The 25,218-nt window shown below is 73.0% G+C and carries 17 protein-coding genes; 3 read left to right on the top strand and 14 right to left on the bottom strand.

Translation table 11 applies throughout. The features are described from left to right. Nucleotides 1-6: 6 nt before the first annotated feature. The 5 genes from ACFYQ5_RS04280 to ACFYQ5_RS04260 form a co-directional block, all read right to left on the bottom strand. Complete coding sequence (locus tag ACFYQ5_RS04280) at nt 7-882, bottom strand: SMP-30/gluconolactonase/LRE family protein (RefSeq protein ID WP_389192864.1); 876 nt, start codon at nt 880-882, stop codon at nt 7-9. Nucleotides 883-930: 48 nt separating this feature from the next. After that, a complete protein-coding gene (locus ACFYQ5_RS04275; protein WP_389192861.1) occupies nt 931-1,917 on the bottom strand; it encodes a sugar kinase in 987 nt (328 codons plus the stop codon). Next, the gene (locus tag ACFYQ5_RS04270; RefSeq protein ID WP_389193111.1) at nt 1,914-2,579 is read right to left on the bottom strand and encodes a bifunctional 4-hydroxy-2-oxoglutarate aldolase/2-dehydro-3-deoxy-phosphogluconate aldolase; all 666 of its coding nucleotides are present in this window, start codon (nt 2,577-2,579) and stop codon (nt 1,914-1,916) included. The genes ACFYQ5_RS04275 and ACFYQ5_RS04270 overlap by 4 nt, the downstream gene beginning before the upstream one ends. 50 nt (nt 2,580-2,629) lie before the next feature. Next, the gene (dgoD, locus tag ACFYQ5_RS04265) at nt 2,630-3,775 is read right to left on the bottom strand and encodes a galactonate dehydratase (protein WP_389192859.1); all 1,146 of its coding nucleotides are present in this window, start codon (nt 3,773-3,775) and stop codon (nt 2,630-2,632) included. Between the two features lie 84 nt (nt 3,776-3,859). Continuing rightward, a complete protein-coding gene (locus ACFYQ5_RS04260; RefSeq protein ID WP_389192856.1) occupies nt 3,860-4,645 on the bottom strand; it encodes an SDR family NAD(P)-dependent oxidoreductase in 786 nt (261 codons plus the stop codon). 517 nt (nt 4,646-5,162) lie between these two features. Between ACFYQ5_RS04260 and ACFYQ5_RS04255 the strand changes: the two genes are divergently transcribed. Both ACFYQ5_RS04255 and ACFYQ5_RS04250 read left to right on the top strand, forming a co-directional pair. Beyond that, entirely contained in the window at nt 5,163-6,014 is an 852-nt protein-coding gene (locus tag ACFYQ5_RS04255; protein WP_389192853.1) for an oxidoreductase, read from the top strand. Between the two features lie 42 nt (nt 6,015-6,056). After that, nucleotides 6,057-6,917 (top strand): helix-turn-helix domain-containing protein, encoded by an 861-nt coding sequence (locus ACFYQ5_RS04250; protein WP_389192850.1) that lies wholly within the window; start codon nt 6,057-6,059, stop codon nt 6,915-6,917. Between the two features lie 7 nt (nt 6,918-6,924). On the opposite strand, the gene ACFYQ5_RS04245 is transcribed toward ACFYQ5_RS04250, so the two are convergent. The 9 genes from ACFYQ5_RS04245 to ACFYQ5_RS04205 form a co-directional block, all read right to left on the bottom strand. Further along, nucleotides 6,925-7,356, bottom strand: a complete 432-nt coding sequence (locus ACFYQ5_RS04245) for a hypothetical protein (RefSeq protein ID WP_389192847.1) — start codon at nt 7,354-7,356, stop codon at nt 6,925-6,927. An 87-nt stretch (nt 7,357-7,443) separates the two neighbouring features. Next, nucleotides 7,444-8,844, bottom strand: a complete 1,401-nt coding sequence (locus ACFYQ5_RS04240) for a DHA2 family efflux MFS transporter permease subunit (RefSeq protein ID WP_389192843.1) — start codon at nt 8,842-8,844, stop codon at nt 7,444-7,446. Continuing rightward, entirely contained in the window at nt 8,841-18,830 is a 9,990-nt protein-coding gene (locus tag ACFYQ5_RS04235; RefSeq protein WP_389192839.1) for an amino acid adenylation domain-containing protein, read from the bottom strand. The genes ACFYQ5_RS04240 and ACFYQ5_RS04235 overlap by 4 nt, the downstream gene beginning before the upstream one ends. A gap of 1 nt (nt 18,831) precedes the next feature. Beyond that, the gene (locus ACFYQ5_RS04230) at nt 18,832-19,617 is read right to left on the bottom strand and encodes an ABC transporter ATP-binding protein (protein WP_389192837.1); all 786 of its coding nucleotides are present in this window, start codon (nt 19,615-19,617) and stop codon (nt 18,832-18,834) included. After that, nucleotides 19,614-20,555 (bottom strand): FecCD family ABC transporter permease, encoded by a 942-nt coding sequence (locus ACFYQ5_RS04225; RefSeq protein ID WP_389193108.1) that lies wholly within the window; start codon nt 20,553-20,555, stop codon nt 19,614-19,616. Before ACFYQ5_RS04225 ends, ACFYQ5_RS04230 begins: the two co-directional genes overlap by 4 nt. A gap of 50 nt (nt 20,556-20,605) precedes the next feature. Continuing rightward, nucleotides 20,606-21,631: a FecCD family ABC transporter permease gene (locus ACFYQ5_RS04220; protein ID WP_389192835.1), complete on the bottom strand. Its 1,026-nt coding sequence runs from the start codon at nt 21,629-21,631 to the stop codon at nt 20,606-20,608. Continuing rightward, nucleotides 21,628-22,629, bottom strand: a complete 1,002-nt coding sequence (locus ACFYQ5_RS04215; RefSeq protein ID WP_389192833.1) for an ABC transporter substrate-binding protein — start codon at nt 22,627-22,629, stop codon at nt 21,628-21,630. The genes ACFYQ5_RS04220 and ACFYQ5_RS04215 overlap by 4 nt, the downstream gene beginning before the upstream one ends. Before the next feature lie 105 nt (nt 22,630-22,734). Continuing rightward, nucleotides 22,735-23,586 (bottom strand): siderophore-interacting protein, encoded by an 852-nt coding sequence (locus ACFYQ5_RS04210; RefSeq protein WP_389192830.1) that lies wholly within the window; start codon nt 23,584-23,586, stop codon nt 22,735-22,737. After that, nucleotides 23,583-23,822 carry a phosphopantetheine-binding protein gene (locus tag ACFYQ5_RS04205; protein ID WP_389192827.1) on the bottom strand — a complete coding sequence of 80 codons (240 nt, stop codon included), beginning with the start codon at nt 23,820-23,822 and terminating at the stop codon, nt 23,583-23,585. Before ACFYQ5_RS04205 ends, ACFYQ5_RS04210 begins: the two co-directional genes overlap by 4 nt. A gap of 452 nt (nt 23,823-24,274) precedes the next feature. Here ACFYQ5_RS04205 and ACFYQ5_RS04200 point away from each other — a divergent pair, with 452 nt between their 5' ends. Further along, entirely contained in the window at nt 24,275-25,213 is a 939-nt protein-coding gene (locus tag ACFYQ5_RS04200; protein WP_389192825.1) for a LysR family transcriptional regulator, read from the top strand. Nucleotides 25,214-25,218: the final 5 nt, after the last annotated feature.

Genomic DNA, 25,218 nt, shown 5'->3' with positions numbered 1-25,218 from the left:
CCCCGCTCAGCGCAGGGCGGTCCGGTACGCGGCCGTCGGAAGGCCCGGTACGTCGACCCGGGCCCGGAAGACCGCGCCGTCGAGCGGCCCGGGTGAGGAGAGCCCCACCCGGGCCGTGGTGACGAAGAGAGTGCGCCGGTCGTCCCCGCCCAGGCATACGCCCGCGGGCTGGGCGACGGGCAGGCGCAGGACGGTGTCCAGCGTGCCGTCCGGCAGGTAGCGGCGGACCTCTGCCGCGCCCCAGACGGCTGTCCAGAGAGCGCCGTCGGCGTCCACGGTCATGCCGTCGGGGCTTCCCCCGTCGATCCGGGCGAACTCCTCGGGTGTACCGAGACCGCCGTCACGCGGATCCACGGGGAAGCGCCGCACGAGACCACGGGCGCTGTCCGCCAGATACATCGTGGTGCCCTGCCGGTCGAACGCGGGGCCGTTGGGGATCGTGATGCCGTCGAGTACGCGCGTGACCGAGCCGTCGGGGCCGACCCGGTGGAGGGAGCCCGCTCCGGGTGTCCCGTCGTACGCCATGCTCCCGGCCCAGAACCGGCCGTGCGGGTCGGCGCATCCGTCGTTCATGCGCATCGCCGTCGCCGCACCGTCCTCGGGGGTGGCCAGCCACCCGGTGTCCGTGCCGGGGCCCAGCAGGCAGATGCCCGTACCGGCCGCCGCGATCCAGCTGCCGGGACGTCCCTCGACCGGCGCTACCGCGCCCAGGGGTACGTCCAGGCGGGCGAGGGTCCTCAGTGTGGCCGCGGCCCCCTTCCCGTCGGGTGTCAGGAGGCGGCCGGTGAGGATGTCGACGCAGACGAGCCTGCCGTCGACCCAGCGGATGCCCTCGCCCAGTTCCAGCCGGTCCGGGAAGTTCAAGGGGGTCAGGACGGTCATGGTGGGCTCTCCGAGCTGTCGTGGGCGGGCAGTCGCGGGTGGGGCCGGTCAGCGGATCGCGGTGCCCGGTGCGGCGGCGAGCAGGCCGAGTTCGTCGCGCCGCGGCAGTCCCTCCCAGTCGCCGTCCGAGGCGACGGCGAACGCACCGAGTGTGTTCGCGCGGTCGAGACGCCCGGCCGGCGGAAGCCCGTCGAGCAGACCGGAGAGGTATCCGGCGCAGAACGCGTCCCCGGCTCCCACCGTGTCCCGTACGTGCACGCGCAGAGCGGGGAGGGAGTGCCGGGCCTCCCGGTCGTGGAAGGCGGCTCCTTCTCCTCCGCGCTTGACGACGACCTCTCGCACTCCGGCGTCCAGCAGTGCGTCGACGGCGCGCTCCTCCCCGTCGGAGCCCTCGGTGAACGCATCGGTGACGACCGGGAGTTCGTCGTCCGAGGCGATCAGGACGGTGAGGTGCGGCAGCAGCGGTCGGATCGCCCTGCCCGCCTCCTCGGCCGTCCAGAGCCGCAGCCGGTGGTTGACGTCCAGGGCGACGGTCCATCCCTGGGCGTGGGCGTGGGCGGCTGCCGTGCGCACCGCCTCCAGGGGGCCGGGGCCGAGGGCACAGGTGATGCCGGTCAGGTGGAGGATCCGGGCGCCGGCACCGAGTGCGGGCGCGACGGCGGCGGGGGTGAGCCGTGAGCCGGCGGAGTGGCTGCGCCAGTAGTGGACACGGACGAGGTCCGCGACGCGTCGCTCGCGGAGCATCGCACCGGTGGGGGCCGTGGCGTGGGTGGCGGCTCGGGTGATGTCGACGCCTTCGCCGCGGAGCGTACGCAGGACGAGGCGCCCGGGCTCGTCGTCGCCGACGAGGCCGGCCCAGACGGCGTGGTGGCCCAGCCGGGCCAGACCGATGGCGACGTTCGACTCGGCGCCGGCGACGGTGGTCCGGGCCTGCGCGCCGACCGCCAGGGCGCCGGGCAGCTGGGCGGCGAGCATGGTCTCACCGAACGTCAGCACATCGGCGGACGCGGCCTGCCTCTCGGGTGCGGCGGTCACGCCTCCTCCCGCGTGTGTCCGGCGCAGAGCGCGACGAAGCGGCGGGCGCGTGCCCGCAGGGCGGCCAGGTCGCCGCCGCGCGCGGCGTCGCCCACCAGCGGCGAGCCGACACCGACCGCGACCGCGCCGTGGGCGAGGTACTGCTCGGCGCCGGCCAGGTCCACTCCTCCCACGGGGACGAACGGCATGTCGGGGAAGGGGTCGCGCAGGGCCTTGAGGTAGGCGGGGCCGCCGAGCGAGGCGGGGAACAGCTTGACGGCGTCGGCTCCCGCGTTCCGGGCCGCGACGGCCTCGGTCGGAGTGAGAGCGCCGGCCAGAACCGGCAGCCCGGCCCGGACCGACGCGGCCACGGCTTCGGTGAGTGCGGGGGTCACGATCCAGCCGGCCCCGGCTTCCTGGGCGCGGGCGACGTCGTCCTCGGTCAGCACGGTGCCCACGCCGACGACGGTTCCTGGCCCCACCTCGGCGGCGGCTCGGCGTACGACTCCGAGGGCGTCGGTGGTGTTGAGGGAGACCTCCACGAGGGCCACGCCCTCCTCCGCGAGGGTCAGGACGGTGCGCAGGGCGGCGTCGGGATCCGGGCCGCGGACGATGGCGGCCAGGCGCGTGCGGCGGAGCACGGCGGCGAAGGTGGCACTGTGCAGAGGGGTCAGCGAATGCATGTCGTTCACGTCCAAGAGGGTCGCGGGGAGGGCGTGCGGTCGGGACGGGTTCACCATTCGGCGAAGGAACCGTCGGCGTGGCGCCAGAGCGGGTTGTGCCAGTCCTGGACGGTGTTGTCGGCGGCGCGGACCGCTCGTTCGTCCACCTCGATGCCGAGACCGGGGGCCGTGGTCCGCAGGAGATGCCCGTCGTGGAAGTCGAGCGGCGACGTGTCGACCAGGTAGTCCAGCGGGCCCGCGCCGACGTTGTAGTGGATGCCGATGCTCTGTTCCTGGATGAGGAAGTTCGGGGTGCTGAAGGCGATCTGCAGACTGGCGGCGAGCGAGACGGGCCCCAGCGGGCAGTGCGGAGCGAGGAGCACGTCGAAGGTCTCGGCGAGCGCGGCGATCCGGCGGACCTCGGAGATACCGCCGGCGTGGGAGAGATCGGGCTGGATGACCGCCACCCCGGCCGTCAGCGCGGGGAGCACCTCCGTGCGCGAGTAGAGCCGTTCCCCGGTGGCCAGTGGCACGGGCGATCCCGCGGCCAGGTCACGCAGCCGGTGGGTGTACTCGGGAAGTACGGGCTCCTCGACGAACAGCGGGTTGTACGGGGCGAGGTGCGGCAGCACCTTGGCGGCGTTGGCGACCGTGAACCGGCCGTGGAAGTCGACGGCGAAGTCCCTGTCGGCGCCGAGCGCCTCGCGTGCGGCGGCGGCTCGGGCGACGACCTCGTCGATGTCGCGGGTGGTCGCCAGCCGGTTCATCCGCCCGGAGGCGTTCATCTTCACGGCGGTGAACCCGGCCTCGACCTGCTCCCGCACGGTATCGGCGATCTGAGCGGGCTCGTCCCCGCCGACCCAGGTGTAGGCCCGCACCCGGTCGCGCACCGGGCCGCCGAGCAACTGGTGCACGGGTGCGCCGTAGACCTTGCCGGCTATGTCCCAGAGCGCCTGGTCCAGTCCGGCGACCGCGCTGGAGAGGACCGGTCCACCACGGTAGAACGACCCCTTGGTCATGGTCTGCCAGTGGTCCTCGATCCGCAGCGGGTCCTGCCCGACGAGGAGCTCGGACAGCTCGTGCACGGCGGCGCGGACCGTGGCGGCGCGGCCCTCGACCACCGGCTCGCCCCAGCCGACGACGCCGTCGTCCGTCTCGACACGGCACAACAGCCAGCGGGGCGGCACCGCGAACGTCTCGACGCGGGTGATCTTCATGCTTCTCCTTGGTACGGCCGGGTGCGGCCGGGCGGACGGGCGCACCGGGGCACGGGCATCCTTCGTGGCGGGAGGGCGCGGGGTTCAGGCGCTGGTCTTGTAGGCGCTCCAGCCGCCGTCGACGACCAGCGAGGCACCGGTGACGAAGGAGGCGTCCTCACTCAGCAGGAAGGCGGTCGCCCCGGCGACCTCTTCGGGCCGCCCGAGCCGCCCGGCCACGGTCTGCTCGGCGCTGCTGCGCCGGTCCTCCTCGCTGATGCCGTCCCAGGCGCGGGTGAGCACGGGGCCGGGCAGCAGGGCGTTGACGCGCACCTCGGGTCCGTATTCGACGGCCAGCTGCCGGGCCAGACCGGTCAGTCCCGCCTTCGCCGAGGCGTAGGCGGGGCGCCCCGGCAACCCGACGAGGGCGTGGACCGAAGAGATCAGGACGGCACTGCCACGAGTGGCGCGCAGGTCGTCCAGGCAGGCTCGGAAACCGAGGAACGCGCCGGTCAGGGTGACACCGAGCTGCTGGTTCCACTGGTCGAGCGTCGTGTCGTGGGCGGGTGCGACGCGTACGGCGTAGGCGTTGGAGACGAGCGCCGAGACGGGGCCGTACGCCTCGTGCACGGCGTCCAGCGCGGACACCCAGGCGCCCTCGTCGCTCACATCGGTGCGGTGGAAGAGGGCTTCTCCCCCGGCGTCCCGGATGGCACGGGCGGTGCGCTCGCCCTCCGTCGCGTCGATGTCGGCGACCAGGACCCGGGCCCCCTCGTCCGCGAGACGCCGGGCGGTGGCGGCGCCGATCCCCCCGGCCGCTCCCGTGACCACGACGGCACGTCCGTCGAAACGGCGCGCCCGCACGGACGTCTGAGGGTCTGTGGACGGCATGGGGCGACTCCGGAAGCTGCGGCGCGGACGGCGTTCGGGCGGTCGGTGATGCCCGGGGACAAGCGGTCGGTGATGCCCGGGGACAACCACCGATGTTATTAAATATGAATTATTGCGGGAGGCCAATACATACACCTGAGGTCCTCCTCACAGCGGATCACCCGCCCGATGCCGAAGCCGACGCCCCTCCCCCGGCATTCGGGCGACATCGTCCCCGGGTTCAGGAGGCGGCCGCCCTCGGGTTCGGCGCCGAGCGCTACATCAACGAGCGGGTGCTGCTGGAGGCCGAGCGGCTGCTGACCCACACGACGCGACCGTAGCCACCGCGCGAGGTCTGCGGCTGGGGTCCGGGTGCCGGGTGGTACTGGCCTTCCTATGTCCGCGCACCCAGGAAGGAACGTCCCTGGTCGGTTTCCCGGCGCGGCCCGAGCATGGATCACGGCGCAGGAAGTCCGGGCGGGAAGCCGCTTCCGCGCCGTCCGCGCAAGAATCCTCATACGTCGAAACGGAAACGAACATGACCACCTGGTTCATCACCGGCGCCTCTCGCGGATTCGGTCTGGAGATCAGTCGTCAGGCGCTGGAACGCGGCGACAGCGTCGTGGCCACGGCGCGCGACCCCGAAGCGGTGCGCGAGGCTCTGCCCGGCCATGGTGACCGCCTCCTCGCACTCGCGCTGGACGTCACCGACGAGGCCCAGGCACACGACGCCGCCGCCTCCGCCGTCGATGCCTTCGGCACCATCGACGTCCTGGTCAACAACGCCGGACGCGGACTGCTCGCCGCGGTCGAGGAATCCTCCGACATCGCCGTCCGCGCCCTGTACGACACCAACGTCTTCGGACTGCTCAACGTCAGCCGCGCCGTGCTGCCGGTGATGCGCAGGCGGCGAGCGGGACGCGTGCTGAACCTGAGCTCGCTGGGCGGCTTCGCCAGTTCCGCGGGGTTCGGCGTCTACTGCTCGACCAAGTTCGCCGTGGAGGGGCTCTCCGAGGCCATGCGCGAGGAGCTGGCCCCGCTGGGCATCGACGTGACCCTCGTGGAGCCCGGGTACTTCCGCACCGACTTCCTCGACCGGACCAGCCTGCACACCGAGGGCCGCCTCATCGACGACTACGCCCCGAGTGCCGGCGCCGTACGGGACTCCGTCCCCGGCCTCAACCACACCCAGCCGGGCGACCCCGTCAAGGGCGCCGCAGCCGTACTCGTCCTCGCCGACGCGAAGAATCCGCCCCTGCGCGCCCAGCTGGGCAGCGACTGCGTAGCGGAACTGGACCGCAAGATCGCCCAGTTGCGGGAGGAGTCCGCTGCCTGGCGGCACCTGGCCCTGTCCACCGATCACGACGACACGAGGGCCGGTGCCGCCTGACCTGTCGTCTGCCTACCATCGGAGGCGGAGGAAGGACGGAACATGACGGAGCTGGGCGAGTACCTGCGGGCATGTCGCGCACGGATCACCGCGGAACAGGCGGGCATGCCGACGGCAGGCCGACGCCGTGTGCCGGGGCTGAGGCGGGAAGAGCTCGCCGCGCTGGCAGGCGTCAGCGTGGACTACGTCGTCCGTCTGGAGCAGGGACGCGCGAAGTCCGCGTCGCCCGAGGTGCTGACCGCACTCGCCCGCGCACTGAACCTGCGCCCGGACGAGGAGGAGTACCTGCTGCGCTGCGCGGCCATGAACTCCGCTGCGAGCAGGACGCGTTCCGCAGGTGCCCCCGCGTCATCGGTGTCCCCCGCGACCCGTGTGCTGCTGGACAGCATGACGGGCGTGCCCGCTCTCGTCCTCGGCAGGAGGATGGACATCCTCGCCTGGAACAGCCTGGGCGCGGCCCTGTTCACCGACTTCGCCGCGCTGCCGGCTCGTCAGCGGAACCACATCCGCCTCGCGATTCTCGATCCCGGGGTCCGCGGCCTGTACGCCGACTGGGAGAAGGTCGCGAAGGAGTGCGTCTCCTATCTGAGAATGGAAGCGGGCCGCTATCCGGACGACCCCGCACTGGCCCGGCTGGTCGGAGAGCTGTCCTTGAAGGACGCCGACTTCCGCCGCTGGTGGTCGGACCACCACGTCCGCGCCCAGAGCTACGGACGCAAGAGGTTCGTCCACCCCACCGCGGGCGAGCTCAGCCTCGACTTCCAGGTGTTGGACGTACGCGGCACGACGGACCAGACCCTGCTCGTCTACACCGCCGAGCCCGCCTCCCGGTCGGCGGAAGCCCTCAGCTTCCTGTCCGGCTGGGCCGGCTCGCCGCGGAACGCCCCACAGGAGTACCCCTGAGGCGCGCTCATGGTTTCGGCCGGGCCTTCTGCCGTGCGCGGCGCTCCTCGGACTCCTGCATCTCCAGGATGCGGAAGACGTGGGCGCTCGCCCGTTTGCGCGCGCTCCCGCTGGTGAACAGCGCCGCACCCGCGACCGCGGGCGGCACGGCGAGGATGCCGATCCCGAGCAGCTCAGGCCAGTCCCGTTCGACGGCGCACAGCCGGTGCACGTCCTCGCTGTACGGCGTGTCCTTGCTGTGCGTGGTGTCCTCACTGTCGTGGAACAGCGGGGCCTCACAAGCGACTTCGTCGAAGGCGCCGTCCGGCGCGCTGAAAGGCATCAGCAGCAGGTAGCCCAGCCAGAGGAACAGGGCTGCCGAGATCACCATGAGGCCGGCACCCCAGCTCTGCTGCCGTCCGGCCCAGCGGTCGAATTCCTGGCGGGCGGGCCATTGCATGTGAAATCCCCCGTTACTCGTCCGGCTCGCGTGCTCCGCCGGAGATCGTACGGGTGTCGCACCGTGCACGGCGCCGGCAGGGGCGCGTCATCGCATTCCGGCCTGGGTCCGGGGCAGTCTCGTGGCCCCGGCGGCGGCCAGCAGACAGAAGCCGAGCACCCACCAGAAGGTGTCGGCGAACGCCCATGCCACGTCCGGGCCACGGGCGGAAAGCCGGCTCTCCAGGACCACGGCGAGGGCGGCCGTACCCACCGAACCGCCCACGGTGTTCAGCAGGTTGAGCGCTCCGGACGCGCGGGGCAACTGCTCGGGCTCGATGCGGCTGTAGACGATGTTCATCACGGGCGCGCCGACCATCGCCATCCCGAGGCCGCGGACCGCGAGCGCCGCGGCGATCGCCGCGTCCGGGACGTCGTGGCCCAGCTGGGTGAACGGAACCGTCCCCGCCAGGATCAGCACGATGCCGGTCACCACCAGGGTGCGCGGCGCGACCTTGTCGATGGTGCGCGTGACCAGGACCGAACCGGCGGCCGCGCCCAGCCCCTGGGGGGCGAGGAGTAGCCCGGCCTCCCACGGCGAGAGCCCCCGGCCGGTCTGGAAGTACAGCGGCAGCAGGAACATCGTGCCGAACACCGACGCGCCCAGGACCAGCAGCGCGAGGGCGGCGGCGCCGAAGGGCGGCCGGGCGAACAGCCGGGGGTCGACCAGCGGGGTGCGTCGGGTCCGCAGCCCGTGCACGGTGAAGCCGGCCAGCATGGCCAGCCCCACCACCACACCGGTCACTGCCGGGAGGGTACGGCCCTGGGCCACCTCGGTCAGCCCGTACACCAGCACGGCCAGGCCCGGCGAGAGCAGCAGGGCCCCCCGCAGGTCGAACGGCGTGCGCCGTGTCGACGGCGGCACCACGGGCACGTAGCGGCGGGCGAGCAGCACGGCGAAACCGCCGATCGGCAGGTTGATCAGGAACAGCCACGGCCACGACGCCACTTCGAGGACGGAGCCGCCGACCAGCGGGCCGAACACCGGTGACAGCAGCGGGACGACCGCGACCACACTGATCACCCGACCGGTGCGGCCCGGGCCCGCGACGCGGGCCAGCAGCGCCTGCCCGGTCGCGGGCAGCAGCCCGCCGCCGAGCCCCTGGATCACCCGGAAGACGATCAGGCTGGCCGCCGACCAGGCCAGCGCACACAGCACCGAGCCGAGCAGGAACACGCCCACGGCGACGAGCCAGGTCCGCCGCCCGCCGAACCGGCCGGCCAGCCAGCCGGACGCGGGCACGGCGGCCACCACGGCCAGCAGGTAGGCCGTGGTGACCCACTGGATCTCCGCGACGGACGCGCCGAACTCGTGGGTCAGGACGTCGATGCCGACGCTGACGATCGTGCCGTCCAGCGTGGCCATGAACGTGCCGAGCACCAGGATGAAGGCGACCCGCAGCAGATCCCGGTCCACCCTCTCAACGGGCGGTGCGACGTCCCCGGTCATCGGTCCTCCAGGAGGGCGCGCACATCGCGGTCGAGGTGTTCGTCCAGCGTGCGGAGCAGGTCGAGCAGATCCTCGGCGAGCCCGTCGACGTCCGCGCCGTACCGGTGGGCGAGCACGCCGGTCCAGCCGTCGCCTTCCGGCATGACCGTCAGGGTCACCGGGTGGTGCGTGGCCTCACGGAAGCGGGTTCCGACGACCCTGAGCCCAGGGGCGGGTTCGCGGAGGCGTTCCGGGTCGACCGGGTAGTTCTCGAACACCACCATGCTGTCGAACAGCCTGTGCCGTCCCGTCAGGCGTTCCAGATCGGCCAGGGCGACGTGCTGGTCCTCCACCAGGGCCCGCTGCCGGGCCTGGAGGCCGGCGAGCGTCTCCGCGAGGGTGCCGTCGAGCCGTGCGCGTACGGGGACGGTGTTGGCCAGCAGCCCGATGATCTCCTCGACGCCTTCGAGCTCGGGGGGACGGCAGGCGACCATGGCGCCGAAGCAGACGTCCGTGCGGCCTGAGCGGCGGGCGAGCAGCACCGACCAGGCGCCCTGCACCAGGGTGTTGCGGGTCAGACCGCGCCGTGCGGCGAGGTCGGTGAGGTCGGCGACCAGCACCGGGTCGAACGCGATGACCTCGGGTGCCAGCCGTTCCGGACCGGGCCGGCCGCCGCTGAGGTAGTCGCCCTCGGGCAGTCCGTCCAGCTCGGCCGCCCAGGCGGAGAGGTCGGGCTCGTGGTCGGCGCACCAGCGCAGGTACCCGGAGAACGGCACGGGGGCGGGCAGGTCCGGTGCCCCGCCCCGGAGCCGGGCCGTGTAGAGGGCGAACAGCTCGGTGAGGATGCGCGGGGCGGACCAGCCGTCGGAGAGCACGTGGTGGGTGGTGAGGACCAGGTCGGCGCGGTCGCGGCCGAGCCGGATCACGGTCAGGCGGACCAGCGGGCCCTGACCGAGGTCGAAGGACTCGGCCAGGTCGGCGGCCAGCACCTCGTCGGCCGGTCCGTCGGTCACCCGGAAGTCCGGCCGGGGCGACACGGGGATCACCGCCAGGGAGGCGGGGAACACGGCGCCCAGGTTCGGGTGGCGGGCCAGCAGGTCGTCGCCCGCCGCGCGCAGGGCGTCGATGTCGAGCGGACCGGCGAGGGAGAACGCCGACTGCACGGTGTACGGGTCGGGGCGCTCGGTGCGCGAATGCCGCAGCATCACCTCCTGCAACGGGGTGAGCGGCTGCACCTCGGCGACCTGGCGGCCGGACCCGAGCTCCGTGATCTCCGGTACGGCGGCGGCGCGCAGGAGCGCGGTCCGCAGGTACTCGGCCAGGTCGTCGATCTCTGCGGCGGTGAACAGCGCGGAGGGCCAGGTGATCCGGACCCCGAGCCCGTCGTCGCGTACGAGGGCGTTGACCATGAGGCTGTGGGACAGGGGCATCGCGTCGGAGCCGCCCGAGCCGAGTGGATCGGCGTCCGGGGGAGCCTGCCACGGCGTCTCCTCGGCGGGTGCGCCGGGGTAGCGGCCGAGGTAGTTCCAGGCGACCTCCGGTTCCACGGGGTCCAGCAGGCCCGCGGCCGCGAGGACGCCGTGGCCGAGGCCGTCGCCCTGTGCGCGGAGCCGCTCCCTGACCGCCTGCACGTCGTCGTCGGCGTCGAGCAGTACGGGGTGGACGGCGGTGAACCAGCCGACGGTCTGGGACAGGTCGACCTGCCGCGGGCGGCCGTGGCTCTCCAGTGCGACCAGGAGCCGCGGCGTCCCTCGCCAGGCCCGTACCGCCTGGGCGAGTGCCGTCAGCAGGACGGCGTCCGGTGTGGTGCGGTGGGCGGCGGGCAGAGTCGTGATCAGTGCGCGGGTCGATTCGGCGTCGAGCCGGATCTCGTGGTGCGTCGCGGTGGCCACGGTGTCCCTGGCGGGATCGAGCGGACGGGTGAGTGCCGGGGTGGCCTTCATCCGCTGCCAGTGCGGCAGTTCGGTCCGCCGGTCGGCGTCGTGCAGGGAGCGCGCCCAGCCGAGGAACGACTGGCCGTGCCGGGCCAGCGCCCCACCGGAGTGGGCGTGTTCCACGTCGTCGAGCAGCACGCGCCAGGACACGCCGTCGACGACCAGGTGGTGGGCGAGCAGGACGAGCCGGCCCGGCCGGTCCCGCCCGGCGTCCACCCACACCGCGCGCAGCAGCGGACCGGTGCGCGGGTCCATCGACTCCCGGGCCGCCATGGTCGCGGCATCGGCGGCGGCCCGCAGGCCACCGTCCGCCGGTACGCGGGTCAGTACATCGGCCCCGGTCACCCGGCCGACGGCCGGGATGCGCAGCACGTCGTCGGCCAGGTGGGCCCGCAGCACGTCGTGCCGGGCCAGCAGCGCGTCGAGCACGCCCTGCCAGGCTGCCTCGTCGCCTCCTGGCGGGACGCAGATCTCCACCCACTGGCAGAAGCCGTCGGCTGCGGATCCGGCGCGGCGCAGCAGGTCCCGCATGACCGGAGTCAGCGGCGCGTCCCCGACGGCGGGTGCCTCGGCGCCGTCGAGGTCGCGGGTCCGGGCGGCTATCCCGGCGACCGTCTCCCCTTCGAAGACGTCGCGTGCGTTCAGGCCGAGCCCGTGGCGGCGGGCCCGCGACACCACTTGCAGCGACACGATGCTGTCGCCGCCGACGGCGAAGAAGTCGTCGTCGAGGCCGATGTCGTCGGTGCCCAGGACCTCACGGAACACACCGAGCAGCACCGCTTCGGCCTCGGTCGCGGGTTCGCGCCGCGCCGCGGCCGTGGTCTCGGGAGCCGGCAGGGCCGCGGCGTCGAGCTTGCCGCCGGGGCCCAGCGGCAGCCGGTCGATCGGGACGAGCTCCGTCGGCACCATGTGGTCGGGCAGCTGCTCCGCCAGGTGGGCGCGCAGCCGTGCGGTGTCGAGGTCGGCGCCGTCGGTCGGGATGACGTAGCCGACGAGCCTGCCCTCCCTCGTGATCACGACGCCGGCGCGTACGTCGGGATGGCTGGTCAGGGTGGACTCGATCTCACCCAGTTCGACGCGGAACCCGCGGATCTTGATCTGGTGGTCGGCGCGGCCGAGGAACACCAGCTGTCCGTCCGGCCGCCACCGCACGAGGTCGCCCGTGCGGTAGACGCGCTCCCCCGGCGGGCCGAACGGGTCGGCGACGAACGTCGCGGCGGTCAGGCCGGGGCGGCCGAGGTATCCGCGGGCCAGGCTCGGCCCGCCGAGGTACAGCTCGCCCGTCACGCCGACACCGACCGGCTGGAGCCCGCCGTCGAGGACGTACGCGCGGACGTCGGGGTCCGGGCGGCCGATCGGCAGCGGTCCGGTGTCGTCCGGGTCGTACCGCCAGGTCGTGGAGTTGATCGTGACCTCGGTCGGCCCGTAGGCGTTGAACAGCGCCCTGCGGCCCCGGCCCCAGCGCCGTGCCAGTTCGGGGTCGAGCCGCTCGGCGCCGACGACGAAGAACACGTCGGGGTCGACGGTGCGGTCGTCGGGCATCGCGGCCAGGAACGAGGGGAGCAGGTTCACCCCGGTCACCCGGTGCTCGACGATGTAGTCGAGGAGTTCGTCGCCGGGGACGCGCACCTCCTCGGGTGCGATCACGGACGTACCGCCGGAGAGCAGCGGCACCATGGTCTGCCAGAACGCGACGTCGAAGCTGGTCGACGCGAAGTGCAGGTAGCGGTCGTGCTCGGTGATGCCGACGACCTCCTCCTGGAGCGCGATGAGGTCGGGCACGCCGCGGTGGGTCACGCCGACGCCCTTGGGCCGCCCGGTGGTTCCGGAGGTGTAGATGACGTAGGCGAGGGCGTCCTCGGTGAGTGCGGCACGCGCCTGGGCCGGGTCGGTGTCCGGCATCGACGCGAGCGTGGCCGGGTCGTCCAGCCGCAGTACGGGGACGTCGCGGGCCACGGGCAGTTCGGCGCCGGTCGTCACGGCGGCGGCCGGGGCGATGTCATCGAACATGTAGGCGAGCCGCTCACGCGGGTAACTCGCGTCCATGGGTACGTACACGGCGCCCGCCTTGGCCACGCCGAACAGGGCCACGGTCATCTCGACGTCGCGTCCGAGCAGGACCGCGACCGGGTCCTGGGGCCGGACCCCGCGCGCGATCAGCGCGTGGGCCAGCCGGTTGGCCTGCCGGTCCAGTTCGGCGTAGCTGAGACTGCGGTCGCGGCAGACCAGGGCCTCGGCGTCGGGCTTGCGGCCCGCCCAGGCGGCGAACTCGTCCAGCCAGTGTCCGCGGGTCTTCGCCGCGACGATCCCGGTGCCGGTGCGCAGCATCCGGTCCCGCTCGCCGGCGTCGAGCGCCGGCAGCCGGACGGCGGGCCGCGCAGGGTCGTCGACGATCTCCCGGAGGAGGTTGTGCAGCCAGCGGCCGTAGTCGCGCACGGTCGACCCGTCGAAGGCGCGCGGCTGGTAGCCAAGGCCGATGGTGATGTCGTCGCCGGGGATCACGATGACGGTCAGCGCGTAGTGGGTGGCGTCGGTGATGTCCACCCCCGCGAGGTCGAGCCCGGGGGCGAGCGGGGTGCGGTTCCGGCTGGAGAGCGGGAAGTTCTCCATCACCAGCATCGTGTCGAAGAGTTCGCCGATACCCGTAGCCCGCTGGATCTCGGGCAGACCGACGTGGTGGTGCTCGGCCAGCGCGACGCTCTCGGCGTGCACCTGTGCCATGAGGTCACGCGCGGTCGTGTCCCGGGTGTGCCGGACGCGTACGGGGATCGTGGTACCGAGCTGGCCGATCATCGACTCCACTCCGTCGACCTCGGCGGGCCGCCCGGAGACCGGGCAGCCGAACAGCACGTCGAGGCGTCCGGTGAGTCTGCCCAGCAGCAGCCCCCACGCCGTCTGGAGCACCGTGGTGAGGGTGACGCCCTCCTCGCGGGCGAACGCGCGGATCCGGTCGCTGAACTCGCGGCCCAGTCCGAGGGTTTCACGGCCCGGCCGCTCGATGCCGGTCCCCCCGGTGACCGTGGGCGCCAGCCGCGTCGCCTCGTCGACGCCGGCGAGCGCGTCCCGCCACGCCGTGAGCGACACCTCCCGGTCCCGGCCCGCCAGCCACCGGAAGTACTCCGACAGCGGCGGAGCGGTGGGCGCGGCGGGTCCGCCGCTCAGCTCGGCGTAGAGGGCGAGCAGGGTGCGGCCGACCAGCGGCATCGACCAGCCGTCGAGCAGGGCGTGGTGGTTGGTGATCACCAGCTTGTGCTCGGCGGGCCCGACGCGGGACAGCAGGAAGCGGATCAGCGGCGGCCGGTTCGGGTCGAACGGGCGCTCGAGATCGGCGCGGGCGGCTTCGGGGAACCGGTCGTCCGCCCGCCAGTCCAGGGAGACGTCGGCGGGAATCACCTGCACCACGTCGTCGCCGGCCGTGCCCAGGTACACGCGCAGGGCCGGGTGACGGCGCAGCAGTTCGTGTGCGGCCTCGGCCATGCGGTCCGGATCCAGCTCGCCGACGAGGGTGGTCACGGCCTGGACGACGTAGACGTCGGTCTCGTCGTCGTCACGGACCAGGGTGTGGAAGGACAGCCCGACCTGCAGGGGTGTGGCGGGCAGTACGTCGGCGATGCGACCGGTGCGTTCGAGGGCGTCGATGGCGCTCTGGTCGAGATCCAGCAGCGGGAGGTCGGACGGGGTGAGCCCGCCCGTGGTGTGCAGCGCGTGCGCGGCCAGCGTGTCCAGAGCCTCGGCCCAGGCTGTCTGCAGGGTCGCCACGACGTCGGCGCCGATGACCCCGGTCGCCGCCGTCCACTCGACGGCGAGCCGTGGCGCGCCCTCCTCGTGGACGAAGCAGTTGAGGGCCAGCACCTGTTCCAGGGCCTTGGCGTCGGGCTCGGTCACCGAGAAGGCGTCGCGCTCCGGCAGACGCCATCCGGTCGCGGCCAACGGGGCGAAGCGGCCGAGGTAGTTGAGCAGGACGTCCGGGGACGGGGTGGCCGAGAGTTCGGCCGCCGTACCCGGGTCGAGGTGGCGCAGGACGCCGTAGCCGACGCCGCCGTCGGGAACGCCGCGCCTGGCCTCCTTGGCGGTGCGCAGCGCCCGGCCCACGTCGCCGGACGCGGGAACGCGGACCGGGTACTCGCTGGTGAACCAGCCGATCGTGCGTGCCAGGTCGAGGTGTTCGCGGCCGTGGCCCTCCATCGAGACGGTCACCTCGTCGCCGGACAGGCCCCAGCCCCGCAGGGCGAGCACGAGCGCGGCCAGCAGGACTTCGTCGACCCCGGCGCGGTACGCCGTGGGCAGGGTCGTCAGCAGCGCCTCGGTGACCTCGGGCGAGGCGACGGTGACCGAACGGTGGGCGGTCGCGACCGTGTCGCGTGCCGGGTCGAGCGGCCGGGCGCCCAGCCGGGAGGCGGAGGCGAGCGCGGCCCGCCAGTGGTCGAGTTCGCCCCGTCGCGCACCGGACGTCCCCTGGCCGGCGAGCAGCAGGGCGTGCCGCCGCCAGGACGTCCCGACCGGTTCGAGGGCGCCACCCGTGCAGGCCGTGTGCAGGTCGGGCAGCAGGACGCGCCAGGACACGCCGTCCATGGCGAGGTGGTGCACGACGACGACCAGCCGGTCCGGGGTGCCGTCACCGGTGCGGAGCAGGGCCACCCGCAGCAGGTCGCCCGCCCTGGGGTCGAGCTCCCCCGCCAGCCGGCCGGCCAGACCGGTCACGTCCTCGCCGTGGACCTCGTCGACGACGGCCGGCACCGCGCCACGGGGCAGCACCTCAAGTCCGTCGTCCGCCCGCAGCCGCAGGGCGTCGTGGTGGTCGAGCACGGCCTGCACGCCGGTGACCAGGTCGTCGTGGTCCAGAGCGCCGACGCTCAGGGCGGTCCACTGCGCGTACCCGGCGACGACGTCCACGTCAGGATGGGGGGCGAGCAGGCTCGCCACGATCGGCGGCGCGGGTACGGGCCCGATCGGGTCGTCCACCGGCTCGGGCACGTTCTCCAGCAGCTCGGCGGAGGCGGCCAGCGCTGCGAAACTGCGGCGTGCCAGCAGGTCCCGCGGCCGCAGCCCGAGACCTGCGGCCCGGAGCCTGCTGCTGACGGTGATCGCGGTGATGCTGTCCCCTCCGAGGGCGAAGAAGTCGTCGTCCACGCCGACCCGCTCGACCTCGAACGCTTCGGCGAGAACGGCGCAGAGCAGGCGCTCCCGCTCGGTACGCGGCTCCCGGCCGCCGCCGGCCGACGCGGGCGCGGGCAGGGCTGCGCGGTCGAGCTTCCCGTTGGGCGTGACCGGCAGCGCGGCCAGCACGACCACCGCCGCGGGCACCAGGTGGTCGGGCAGCCGCTCGGCGAGGTGCGCGCGCACCGCGTCGCCGGTGACCGAGGTGGACACGACGTATCCGATCAGCCGGGACGACAGCACCCTGGCGGCAGCCGCGGTGACCCCGGGGACCGCCGCGAGGGCCGACTCGACCTCGCCGGTCTCCACCCGGTGCCCACGGATCTTGATCTGCCCGTCGCCCCGGCCTCCGTACGTGAGACCCCGGCCGGGCACCCATCGGGCCAGGTCGCCGGTGCGGTACATCCGCTCCCCCGGTGCGCCGAACGGATCGGCGACGAAGCGGTCGGCTGTGGCTCCGGGCCGACCGAGGTAGCCGCGCGCCAGATGCGGACCCGCCAGGTAGAGCTCACCCGTCGTGCCGGGGGGCACCGGCTGCAGCGCGCTGTCCAGTACATAGGTCCGGGTGCCCGCGAGCGGGTGCCCGATCGTCGGCTCGCCGTCGTCGATCCGCGCGGTGGTGCTGTCCACGGTCGCCTCGGTCGGCCCGTAGATGTTGCGCGCGGTCGTCCCCGACTCGGCGACCCGGCGCCACAGGGCGGGCGGGGTGGCTTCGCCGCCGAGGACCAGCAGTGTCGGCCGCCGGTCCAGCAGGCCGCCCTCGACCAGTGGCAGGGCCATCGACGGCGTGGTGTCCACGATGTCGACGCCGTCGCGGTCGTACGCGGCGAGCAGGGCGTCGGCGTCGCGGATGGTCTCGGCGTCGTAGACGTGCAGTTCGTGCCCGCACAGCAGCCACACCAGGTGGTCGAACGCGGAGTCGAAGGCGAACGAGTAGGTGTGGGCGGCGCGCAGCCGCCTGCCCGCGGCCTGTTCGGCCTCCGCGACGACCGTGGACCGCTGGTGGTGCAACAGAGCCGCCAGGCCGCCTGCCCGGCCGAGTACGCCCTTGGGGCGCCCGGTCGACCCGGAGGTGTGGATCACGTAGGCGAGGTGCTCGGGGTGCCGGGGCGCGGCCAGCTCGTCAGCCGTCAGCGGCGCGCCGGACAGACCGTCGGCCTCACCGAGCAGGGTCTTCCACGGCAGCCCGTCGACCGTTCCGTCGGTCACCACCAGCGCGGGGCGGGTGTCGTCGATCAGACCGCGCAGCCGCTCGGGCGGGTACGCCGCGTCCAGAGGCAGGAAGGCGGCGCCGGCGTCCAGCACCGCCAGCAGGGCGGTCACCGAGTCGGCAGAACGCGGCAGCGCGAGGGCGACGACGTCGTCGGGGCCGATCCCGCGGGCCCGCAGCGCACGGGCCAGCCGGTGCACCCTGCCGGCGAGGTCCGCCGCGCTCAGCCGCTCGTCACCGCAGACCAGGGCGGTGTGGCCGGGGTCGGCGGCGGCCATCGCGTCGAACGCGGTGGGTACGTCCACCGGCGTGCCGGGCAGCGCGGGCGGGCACCAGGCCGCCATGAGGCCGTCGACGTCGTCCGTCATCGCGATCTGTCCGACGGGCCGGCCGTCGACGAGCGCGGTCAGCAGGGTCCGCAGCCCGGCGAGCAGGCTGTCGACCGCCGCCTGGTCGTGGGTCCTGGCGTCGACCTCGAAGCCGAGCAGCAGCCCGCCGTCGCGGGTCGGCAGGACGCTCAGTCCCATGTCCTCGGGCGGGCCGCCCGCGACGTTGCGCATCACACCGCCGGACCCCGCGAAGTCGATCGCCAGGTCGAACGCCTTGAGGTTGATCCCGCGTCCGTGCAACAGCGCGCCGGCGCCGGGCACTCCGAGGTCCTGCGGCAGGTCCTCGCCCCGGTACCGCTGGTGGTCGCGCATCTCACGCATGGCGGAGGACACCCGCCGGCTCAGCTCGCCGAGCCGGTCGCCGCCGCGCACGGTCACCCGCAGGGGCAGCACGTTGACCGCCATGGCGGGTGTGCGCAGCTCGACCGAGCCCGCCCGGCACATCAGCGGCAGCGCGAACACCACGTCGGTGCGGGCCAGCATGCGGTGCAGGAAGGCGGCGTAACCGGCGATCAGCGCCTCGCCCCAGGTGACTCCCTCGCTGTCGGCGAACTCCCGTAGCCGGGCGGTCTCTTCGGACGTGAGGACCGCGCGGGCGGTCAGGGTGCGGTCCGGCACGCCGTCGGCGGTGCCGGGATCGTCGTGGGAGCCGTCGTGGGAGCCGAGTTCGGGGAGCGGGGTGAACCGCTCGACCCAGTACGCGCGGTCCTCGGCGAACCGGTCGCTGTCCCGGTAGGCCTGGTCGGCTGCGACGAGGCCGGCGACGGCACCGAAGGTCGACCTGGCGGGCTCCCTCCCCCGTACCAGGGCGGTGTAGCGGGCACCGGTGCGGCGCGCGAGCATCGCGGCGGTGTAACCGTCGAAGACCAGATGGTGGCCGAGCTGGGTGTACCAGACCTCGCCGTCGGAGAGCCGGATGACGGTACGTGAGCAGAGCGGCCGGTCCACCATTCCCCGGCATTCCTCGCCCGCCCGCGCCCGCTCGGCGTCGACCAGCGCCTGGGCGGCGGCCGCGGGATCGGGCGCCGCACTGACGTCGAGCACCTCGGGCGGCTCGACCGGCTCCTCGCTGACCCTCTGGCGTGGCCCTTCCGGAGTGTCGTACACCCGCAAGCGAAGCGTCTCGGCCTCTTCCGTGGTCGCCCGGACCGCCTCGACCAGCGCGTCGACGTCGACCGGCTCGGTGCCGGATATCTCGACGACGTCACCGACGACGTAGTACGGCGAGTCCGGCTCCAGACGCTGCGCGTTCCAGATACCCAACTGGGCGCGGGTCAGGGCGAGAAGGCCGTCCGAGGCCACGCTTGCGGTGCTCAACTTACTCTCCTTGCAGTGTGGGGACGACCATGGGTGTGCCTGTCACCGGGTCGGGGACGATGACGCTCGGCAGGTCGAAGACGTCCTTGATCAGTGCGGCGTCCACGACGGCCCCGGGGGCGCCCTCGGCGACCACCCGGCCGTCCCTCATGGCGACCAGGTGGTCGGCGTATCGGCACGCCTGGTTGATGTCGTGCAGTACGGCGATCACCGTCCGGCCCTCGTCGCGCAACCGGGCCAGGAGGCCGAGCAGTTGGTACTGGTGGGTGATGTCCAGGAACGACGTCGGTTCGTCGAGCAGCAGGTAGGGCGTCCGCTGGGCCAGCACCATCGCTGTCCACACCCGCTGGCGTTGACCACCGGAGAGTTCCTGCACCGGTCTGCCGGCCAGGTCCTCGACACCGGCGGCAGCCATCGCCCCGGTGACGGCCTCCTCGTCCTCCGGGGACCACAGAGCCAGCAGCGACTGGTGCGGGAACCGTCCCCGGCTCACGAGCTGCCGGACCTTGATGTCCTCGGGCGCCAGCGGGTCCTGGGGCAGGAAGCCGAGTTGCCTGGCCAGGGCCTTGGGCGCGTAGTCGCCGACCGCACGGCCGTCGAGCTCCACGTGTCCGGCCTCCGGGCGCATCAGCCGCACCAGGGCGCGCAGCAAGGTCGACTTCCCACAGGCGTTGGGGCCCACGATGGCGGTGAACGCGCCGTCGGGGACGTCGAGGCTCAGCCGTGTGGACACGACCCGGTCTCCGTAGCGCAGGGTGATCTCCCGCGCGGTCAGGCGTGCGGTCACGCGCGCCTCACCTCCTTGGTCAGCATCCAGATCAGATAGCAACCGCCGATCGCGGTACTCACCACTCCCACCGGCAGCGCGACGGGCGCCAGCAGCATCTGGGCGAGCAGATCGGCGCCTTGGAGCAGAACCGCTCCGGTCAACGCGGCCGGGAGCAGCGGCACACCGGCCGCTCCGGCGAGCCTGCGGCCGATCTGCGGGGCCGCCAGGGCGATGAACGCGATCGGCCCGGCGACCGCGGTCACCGTGGCCGTGCAGCCGACGCCGACCAGCACCATCAGCAGCCGCAGCCGGTTGAGCCCGACGCCGGTGGTGGTCGCGACCGCGTCGCCGAGCGATGCCTGGTGCATCGCGTGCGCCCGTGTGGTCATCAGGATCAGCAGCACGGCGATCAGCGCGAACGGGATTCCCAGGTCCTCCCAGCTCACGCCGTTGAGTGAGCCCGCGCTCCAGCCGACGGCGGCGATCGCCACCTCCAGCTCGGCGCGCAGCACGATCCACGAGTTGATCGCGGTCACCATCGCGTTCACGGCGATGCCGATCACCACCAGCCTCAGCCCGGAGAAGCCCCGTTCGAACGCCAGCAGGTAGATCGCGGCCGCGACGACGAGCCCGCCGATCACGGAGCCGGCGGCCAGTTGCGCGGACGTGCCGGACAGGACGGTGATGGCGACCAGAGCACCGGTGTAGGCGCCCGCGTCGAGCCCGATGACGTCCGGACTGCCCATCGGGTTGCGGGTGAGGTTCTGGAAGATCGCCCCCGCCACGCCGAGCGCGGCGCCGAAGACGAGCCCTGCCAGCACCCGCGGCAACCGCCAGTCCGAGATCACCACGGAGTGGTCCGCGCCGGTCAGCACGGCGAACACCTCGCCGGGGGAAGCCCATGACGCCCCGTAACAGAGCCCGAGCAGGCTCAGGCACAGCATCAGGACGACCATGACCGCGACCAGGACCGCAGTGCGGCGTTCGACCTTCGGTTTCGATGTGTTCACAGTGATCCCGCCCCGTAGCGGCGGACGGCCCAGATCAGCATGGGACCGCCGAGGAACGCGGTCACGATGCCCACCGGCACCTCGCCGGTGGGCAGCAGCACCCGCGACCCGATGTCGGCGACCAGCAGCAGGACGGGACCCAGCACCATCGTGTACAGGATCAGCCAGGGCACCGAACCCGACGCCTGCTTGCGGACCAGGTGCGGCACGATCAGGCCGACGAACAGGATCGGTCCGGCCACCGCCGTCGCCGCCCCGCAGAGCACGGTGATCAGCACCAGCGCGACCACCCGCACCCGGCCCACCCCCGCACCCAGGGTGTGCGCCACGTTCTCGCCCAGTGCGAGGGCGTTGAGCCCCCTGCTCAGCAGCAGCGCCCCGAACAGGGAGACCCCGATCGCGGCCAGCGGCAGGGCCAGCGGCGCCTGTTCGCGGGCCGCCAGCGACCCGACGGACCAGAAGCGGTAGGCGTCGAAGACGTCAGGGAGCATCAGCCGCAGGCCCAGCGCGACACCGCTCAGCACCGCGGTCAGGGCTACGCCGGTGAGCACGAGGCGCAGCGGGGAGCGGCGTCCGACGGCGGCCACCAGCAGGGCCGTGAGCACGGAGCCGAGGATCGCGAAGCCGAGCTGGCCGGCCTGCCCCACCGCCAGTCCGAGCGCCGAGCCGACGGTGACGGCGAACCCGGCACCCGCGGTGACCCCGAGGATGCCGGGCTCCGCCAGCGGATTGCGGGCCAGCGTCTGGATCAGCGCGCCGGACACCGCGAGGGCGGCGCCCACCGCGACGGCCAGCAGCGCCCGGGGGCCTCGTACGTCACGCACGATCACGTGGTCGTCGGTGCCCTGGTGGTCCAGCAACGCGCGTACGACCTCACCCGGCGGGACCGGGCGGGCGCCGACGCCCATGCTGAGCACGGCGACCACCGCCAGCAGCACCAGTCCGCCGACGAGCAGGCCGATCTGCGGTACGGCGGCGCGCTCGGCCCCTGCCTGCCCGGACGCGCGACCCGCGGCGGTCATCGCTTCAGCAGTGGAGCGAGCGACGTGTCGATCGCGTCCAGGGTGTTCATGGCCTGCCCGTAGGTCGCGGCCTCGGTGTAGCGGAACGGGAAGGCCTTACCCGCCTTGACGGCGGGCAGGTTCTTCCACAGCTTCGAGTCGAGGACGTACTGCACCGACTCGGGGACACCGCCGTCGGCGTCGACCGAGTACGTCAGCACGTCGGCCTCGCCGAAAGCGGCCGGAAGTTCCTCGACGGACGGGTACTCACTGACCGAACGCGAGCCGGCGCCGGCCTCCTTGACCTTGCCGTAGTACTTCGCGCCGAGGTCCTCGGCGATGTTGGTGCCCCACGAACCGCCGAACTCCCGCTGGAAGGTGCCCTTGGCGACCTCGCCGTACGCACCGACGTGTCCCAGCGCGAGCTGGGGCAGCACGTCCTCGTACTTCGTCTTCAACTCGGCGGCCCTGGCCTCGTACGCCTTCTGTCCGGCGTCGAACTTATCGAGGGAGCCGGCGGCGTCGGCCTGCTTGCGGGACAGGTCCCGCCACGCCGACGGCACGGTCGGGCCGATCGCCACGACGGGGGCGATGGACTCCAGCCGCTTGACGTCGATGTCGCCGAGCACGGGGGCGGGCACACCGATGACGATCAGATCGGGCTCGGCTTCGGCGATGGCCTCGTAGTTGGTCTCGGCCGCCTGCTCACCCGCCACTTTGGGGAGCTTCTTGTACTCGGCCAGGTCCTCCTCGCTCATCATCGGCTCGCCGCGCTTCCACGACGAGATACCGACCAGGGGGGCGTCGGCCTCGATCAGGGCGGGCACGGCGTAGCCGGTGGCCACCACACGCTTCGGATCGGCGGGGATGGTGATCTTGCCGTTGTCAGCGGCGAACACCCGGGTCCTGCCCTTCTCCGAGGTGTCCGACGCACCACCCTCCGACGAGGATCCGCACCCGGCCAGAACCAGAGTCAGCGAGACGGCGCCGACGAGGCCGGACGTTCTGCGTATGGACATGCGATGCTCCCTGAGATTTAGGTAAGGCTAACCTTAGTTGATGAGCTCGCGCCAGGACAGCCCGGCATCGGCATCGGGCCCGTCCCCCGCCCGAGCGCCGGTCGGTCAGTGGCCGTCCTCGTCGAAGTCGGAGACGCCGCGCTTCCAGTAGCCGGTGATGTCGTGGTCGGCCTTCTCCAGCCGCAGCTCGTCGCGGGCCCAGCGGCGCAGCGGCTTGATCTGTCCCGCCTCGCCCGCGACCCACACGTACACCCGGTCCCCCTCGGGCACCGTCACCTCGGTCACGGCCCGCACCAGGGCGTCGCCGGCTCCCGCCGGGAGGCCGGCGCTGTGCAGCCAGCGCACCTCGACACCCTCGGGCGCGGACAGTTCGATCTCCTGCGTGGCGTCGGAGACTTCGACGAACGCCCAGCCCTTGGCACTCCTGGGCAGCTCCTCCAGCCAACGGGCGATCGCGGGCAGGGCGGTCAGGTCACCGGCGAGCAGGTAGCGGTCGTAGGAGTGCGGGACGATCAGCCCGCCGGGCGGACCCGCGAGGTGCATGACAGCGCCCGGCCGGGCCTCGCGCGCCCAGTCCGACGCGAGGCCGCCGTCGTGCAGGGCGATGTCGATGTCGATCTCACCGGCGACCGGGTCGTAACGGCGCACCGTGTACTGCCGCGAGCGGAGCGCGGGGCGCGGCCAGCGCAGCATCGTCCCGTTCCGCTCGGGCAGCCGCAGCGAGCCGTCCGGGTCCGGGAACAGCAGTTTCACGTGTTCGTCCGGCGCGTGGGCCTCGAAACCCTCGGCGCCGTTCCCGCCCAGGGTCACCCGCAGCAGGCCGGCCCCGACCATGGCGGTACGTACGACCTCGGTCTCCCGGATGCCGATCGGGTAGCCCACCTTCTCGGCCCGGAGGCCCGCCCGGACCTCCGCGATCCGGTCCAGGTGCCGGCCCCGGTGATCGGCCCGGCTCATACGGCCCCACCCGTCAGCAGCTCGGTCCAGTGGGCCAGTTCGGGCTGCTCGGCCAGGTCGGCGTACTCCAGCGCGTCCGCCCCTGCGGCACGCCAGCGCTCGACCAGCACCATGATCCGCACCGAGTCCAGGCCGAGGTCGGTCAGGTTCTCCTCGGGCTCGATCTCGGCAGGGTCACAGCCCACCAGTTCCGCGACGTCGGCGCGGACACGTTCGGGCGACAAGGTCTGGTTCATCGAAAACTCCTGAGGGCGGACGCAGGCAGCGCGGTCGGCGATCGGCGGCGGTGGCGACAGTCACGACGCCACAACACCTGGCGGTGTACGGAGACACCCGGGCGCGAGGTTCGAGGGAGAGGCCAGGAGCTGAGTGCGCCGGACCCGGCGACCGCATCGACGTCCCGCACGTCACAGGGCAACGTGAACTCCCCCTCTCCCACTCAAACCTAGGAGAGGCTAACCTAACCTAACGCCTGTTGATGCCGGGTATCCACACATGGATCACCGCTGGACGCCCCCTTCCGGGACACGGCCCCTCCCGGCCTGACGCGCCGGCACATCACCGCCCCGGCACGGCGGCCTCCCGGCCCCGCCGCGTTCCCGGTCTCGTCCTCCCTCCCCGGACACCAGCCGTTGGGGCACAGGGGCCCTGTCCCGCTGACGGCCCCGCCGGTTCTTAAGGTGCAGGCATGCGCAGAACCACTTCACCGGGCAGCATGACCCTCGTCCAGCTGAGGGCTTTCGTCGAGGCCGAACGGCTCGGGTCGTTCACCGCCGCCGCGCAGGCCATGGACATCGCCCAGGCCTCCGCCTCGGAACTGGTCCGCCGTCTGGAGGCGGAACTGGACGCCGAACTGTTCCTCCGCGGCAGCCGCACGCTGACCCTGACCTCCGCCGGGCAGGAGTTGCTTCCGTACGCCCAGGAGGCGGTGGAGGCGGCGGACAGCGGGGCCCGGGCCGTCCACTCGCTCGGATCGCTGGGCGGCGGCACCGCCACGTTCGGGGTGCTGCGCAACGCCGACTACTACCTTCTCTCCAACCTGGTACAGATGTTCCACGCCCGGTACCCGGCTGTCCGTGTGCGGCTCGTCGGCCAGAACTCCGCCGAGACCGCGCTGGCCGTCGCGACGGGGCAGATCGAAGCGGGCCTGGTCGTCCTGCCGATCGACGACGAGGGGCTCGCGGTGACTCCGCTCATGCGCGACGAGGTGCACTACGTCAGCGCGAGCGCTGAACGCACAAACGCCCCGGTCACCATCGAGGCCTTCGCCCGGGCACCTCTCGTGCTGTACGACGCCCATTACGGGTGGAAGGACCCGACCCGACGGCAGATCGCCGAGCGCGCCCAGCTCGCCGGAATCCGCATCGACCCCCTGATCGAGCTCGAACGCGTCGAGGCGGCGCTGAAGTTGGCGGCGGCCGGCGTCGGCGACACGATCGCCAGCCGGGCCGTGATCACCAGCCCCTCCTTCCCCGCAGGACTGCGCACCGCCCCCTTCGCCGAGCCTCTGTACGACACCATCGCGCTGGTCAGGCGCTACGGCCATCCCCTCTCCCGCGCCACCCGGGAACTCGCCCGCCTCGCCGAGGACACCCTCCGCGAGCTGGGCCACGGACCGATGACCTGACCCGG

The organism is Streptomyces sp. NPDC005794 (assembly GCF_042871445.1).
Lineage (GTDB): Bacteria > Actinomycetota > Actinomycetes > Streptomycetales > Streptomycetaceae > Streptomyces.
This window is presented reverse-complemented; position numbering and strand designations above follow the sequence as displayed.

Excerpts from the sequence above, each read along its gene's own strand:
- ACFYQ5_RS04215 (WP_389192833.1), bottom strand. The coding sequence starts at position 22,629 with ATGTCCATACGCAGAACGTCCGGCCTCGTCGGCGCCGTCTCGCTGACT.
- dgoD (WP_389192859.1), bottom strand. The coding sequence starts at position 3,775 with ATGAAGATCACCCGCGTCGAGACGTTCGCGGTGCCGCCCCGCTGGCTG.
- ACFYQ5_RS04270 (WP_389193111.1), bottom strand. The coding sequence starts at position 2,579 with ATGCATTCGCTGACCCCTCTGCACAGTGCCACCTTCGCCGCCGTGCTC.
- ACFYQ5_RS04200 (WP_389192825.1), top strand. The coding sequence starts at position 24,275 with ATGCGCAGAACCACTTCACCGGGCAGCATGACCCTCGTCCAGCTGAGG.
- ACFYQ5_RS04240 (WP_389192843.1), bottom strand. The coding sequence starts at position 8,844 with ATGACCGGGGACGTCGCACCGCCCGTTGAGAGGGTGGACCGGGATCTG.
- ACFYQ5_RS04260 (WP_389192856.1), bottom strand. The coding sequence starts at position 4,645 with ATGCCGTCCACAGACCCTCAGACGTCCGTGCGGGCGCGCCGTTTCGAC.
- ACFYQ5_RS04205 (WP_389192827.1), bottom strand. The coding sequence starts at position 23,822 with ATGAACCAGACCTTGTCGCCCGAACGTGTCCGCGCCGACGTCGCGGAA.
- ACFYQ5_RS04220 (WP_389192835.1), bottom strand. The coding sequence starts at position 21,631 with ATGACCGCCGCGGGTCGCGCGTCCGGGCAGGCAGGGGCCGAGCGCGCC.
- ACFYQ5_RS04250 (WP_389192850.1), top strand. The coding sequence starts at position 6,057 with ATGACGGAGCTGGGCGAGTACCTGCGGGCATGTCGCGCACGGATCACC.
- ACFYQ5_RS04225 (WP_389193108.1), bottom strand. The coding sequence starts at position 20,555 with ATGGTCGTCCTGATGCTGTGCCTGAGCCTGCTCGGGCTCTGTTACGGG.
- ACFYQ5_RS04255 (WP_389192853.1), top strand. The coding sequence starts at position 5,163 with ATGACCACCTGGTTCATCACCGGCGCCTCTCGCGGATTCGGTCTGGAG.
- ACFYQ5_RS04210 (WP_389192830.1), bottom strand. The coding sequence starts at position 23,586 with ATGAGCCGGGCCGATCACCGGGGCCGGCACCTGGACCGGATCGCGGAG.
- ACFYQ5_RS04280 (WP_389192864.1), bottom strand. The coding sequence starts at position 882 with ATGACCGTCCTGACCCCCTTGAACTTCCCGGACCGGCTGGAACTGGGC.
- ACFYQ5_RS04245 (WP_389192847.1), bottom strand. The coding sequence starts at position 7,356 with ATGCAATGGCCCGCCCGCCAGGAATTCGACCGCTGGGCCGGACGGCAG.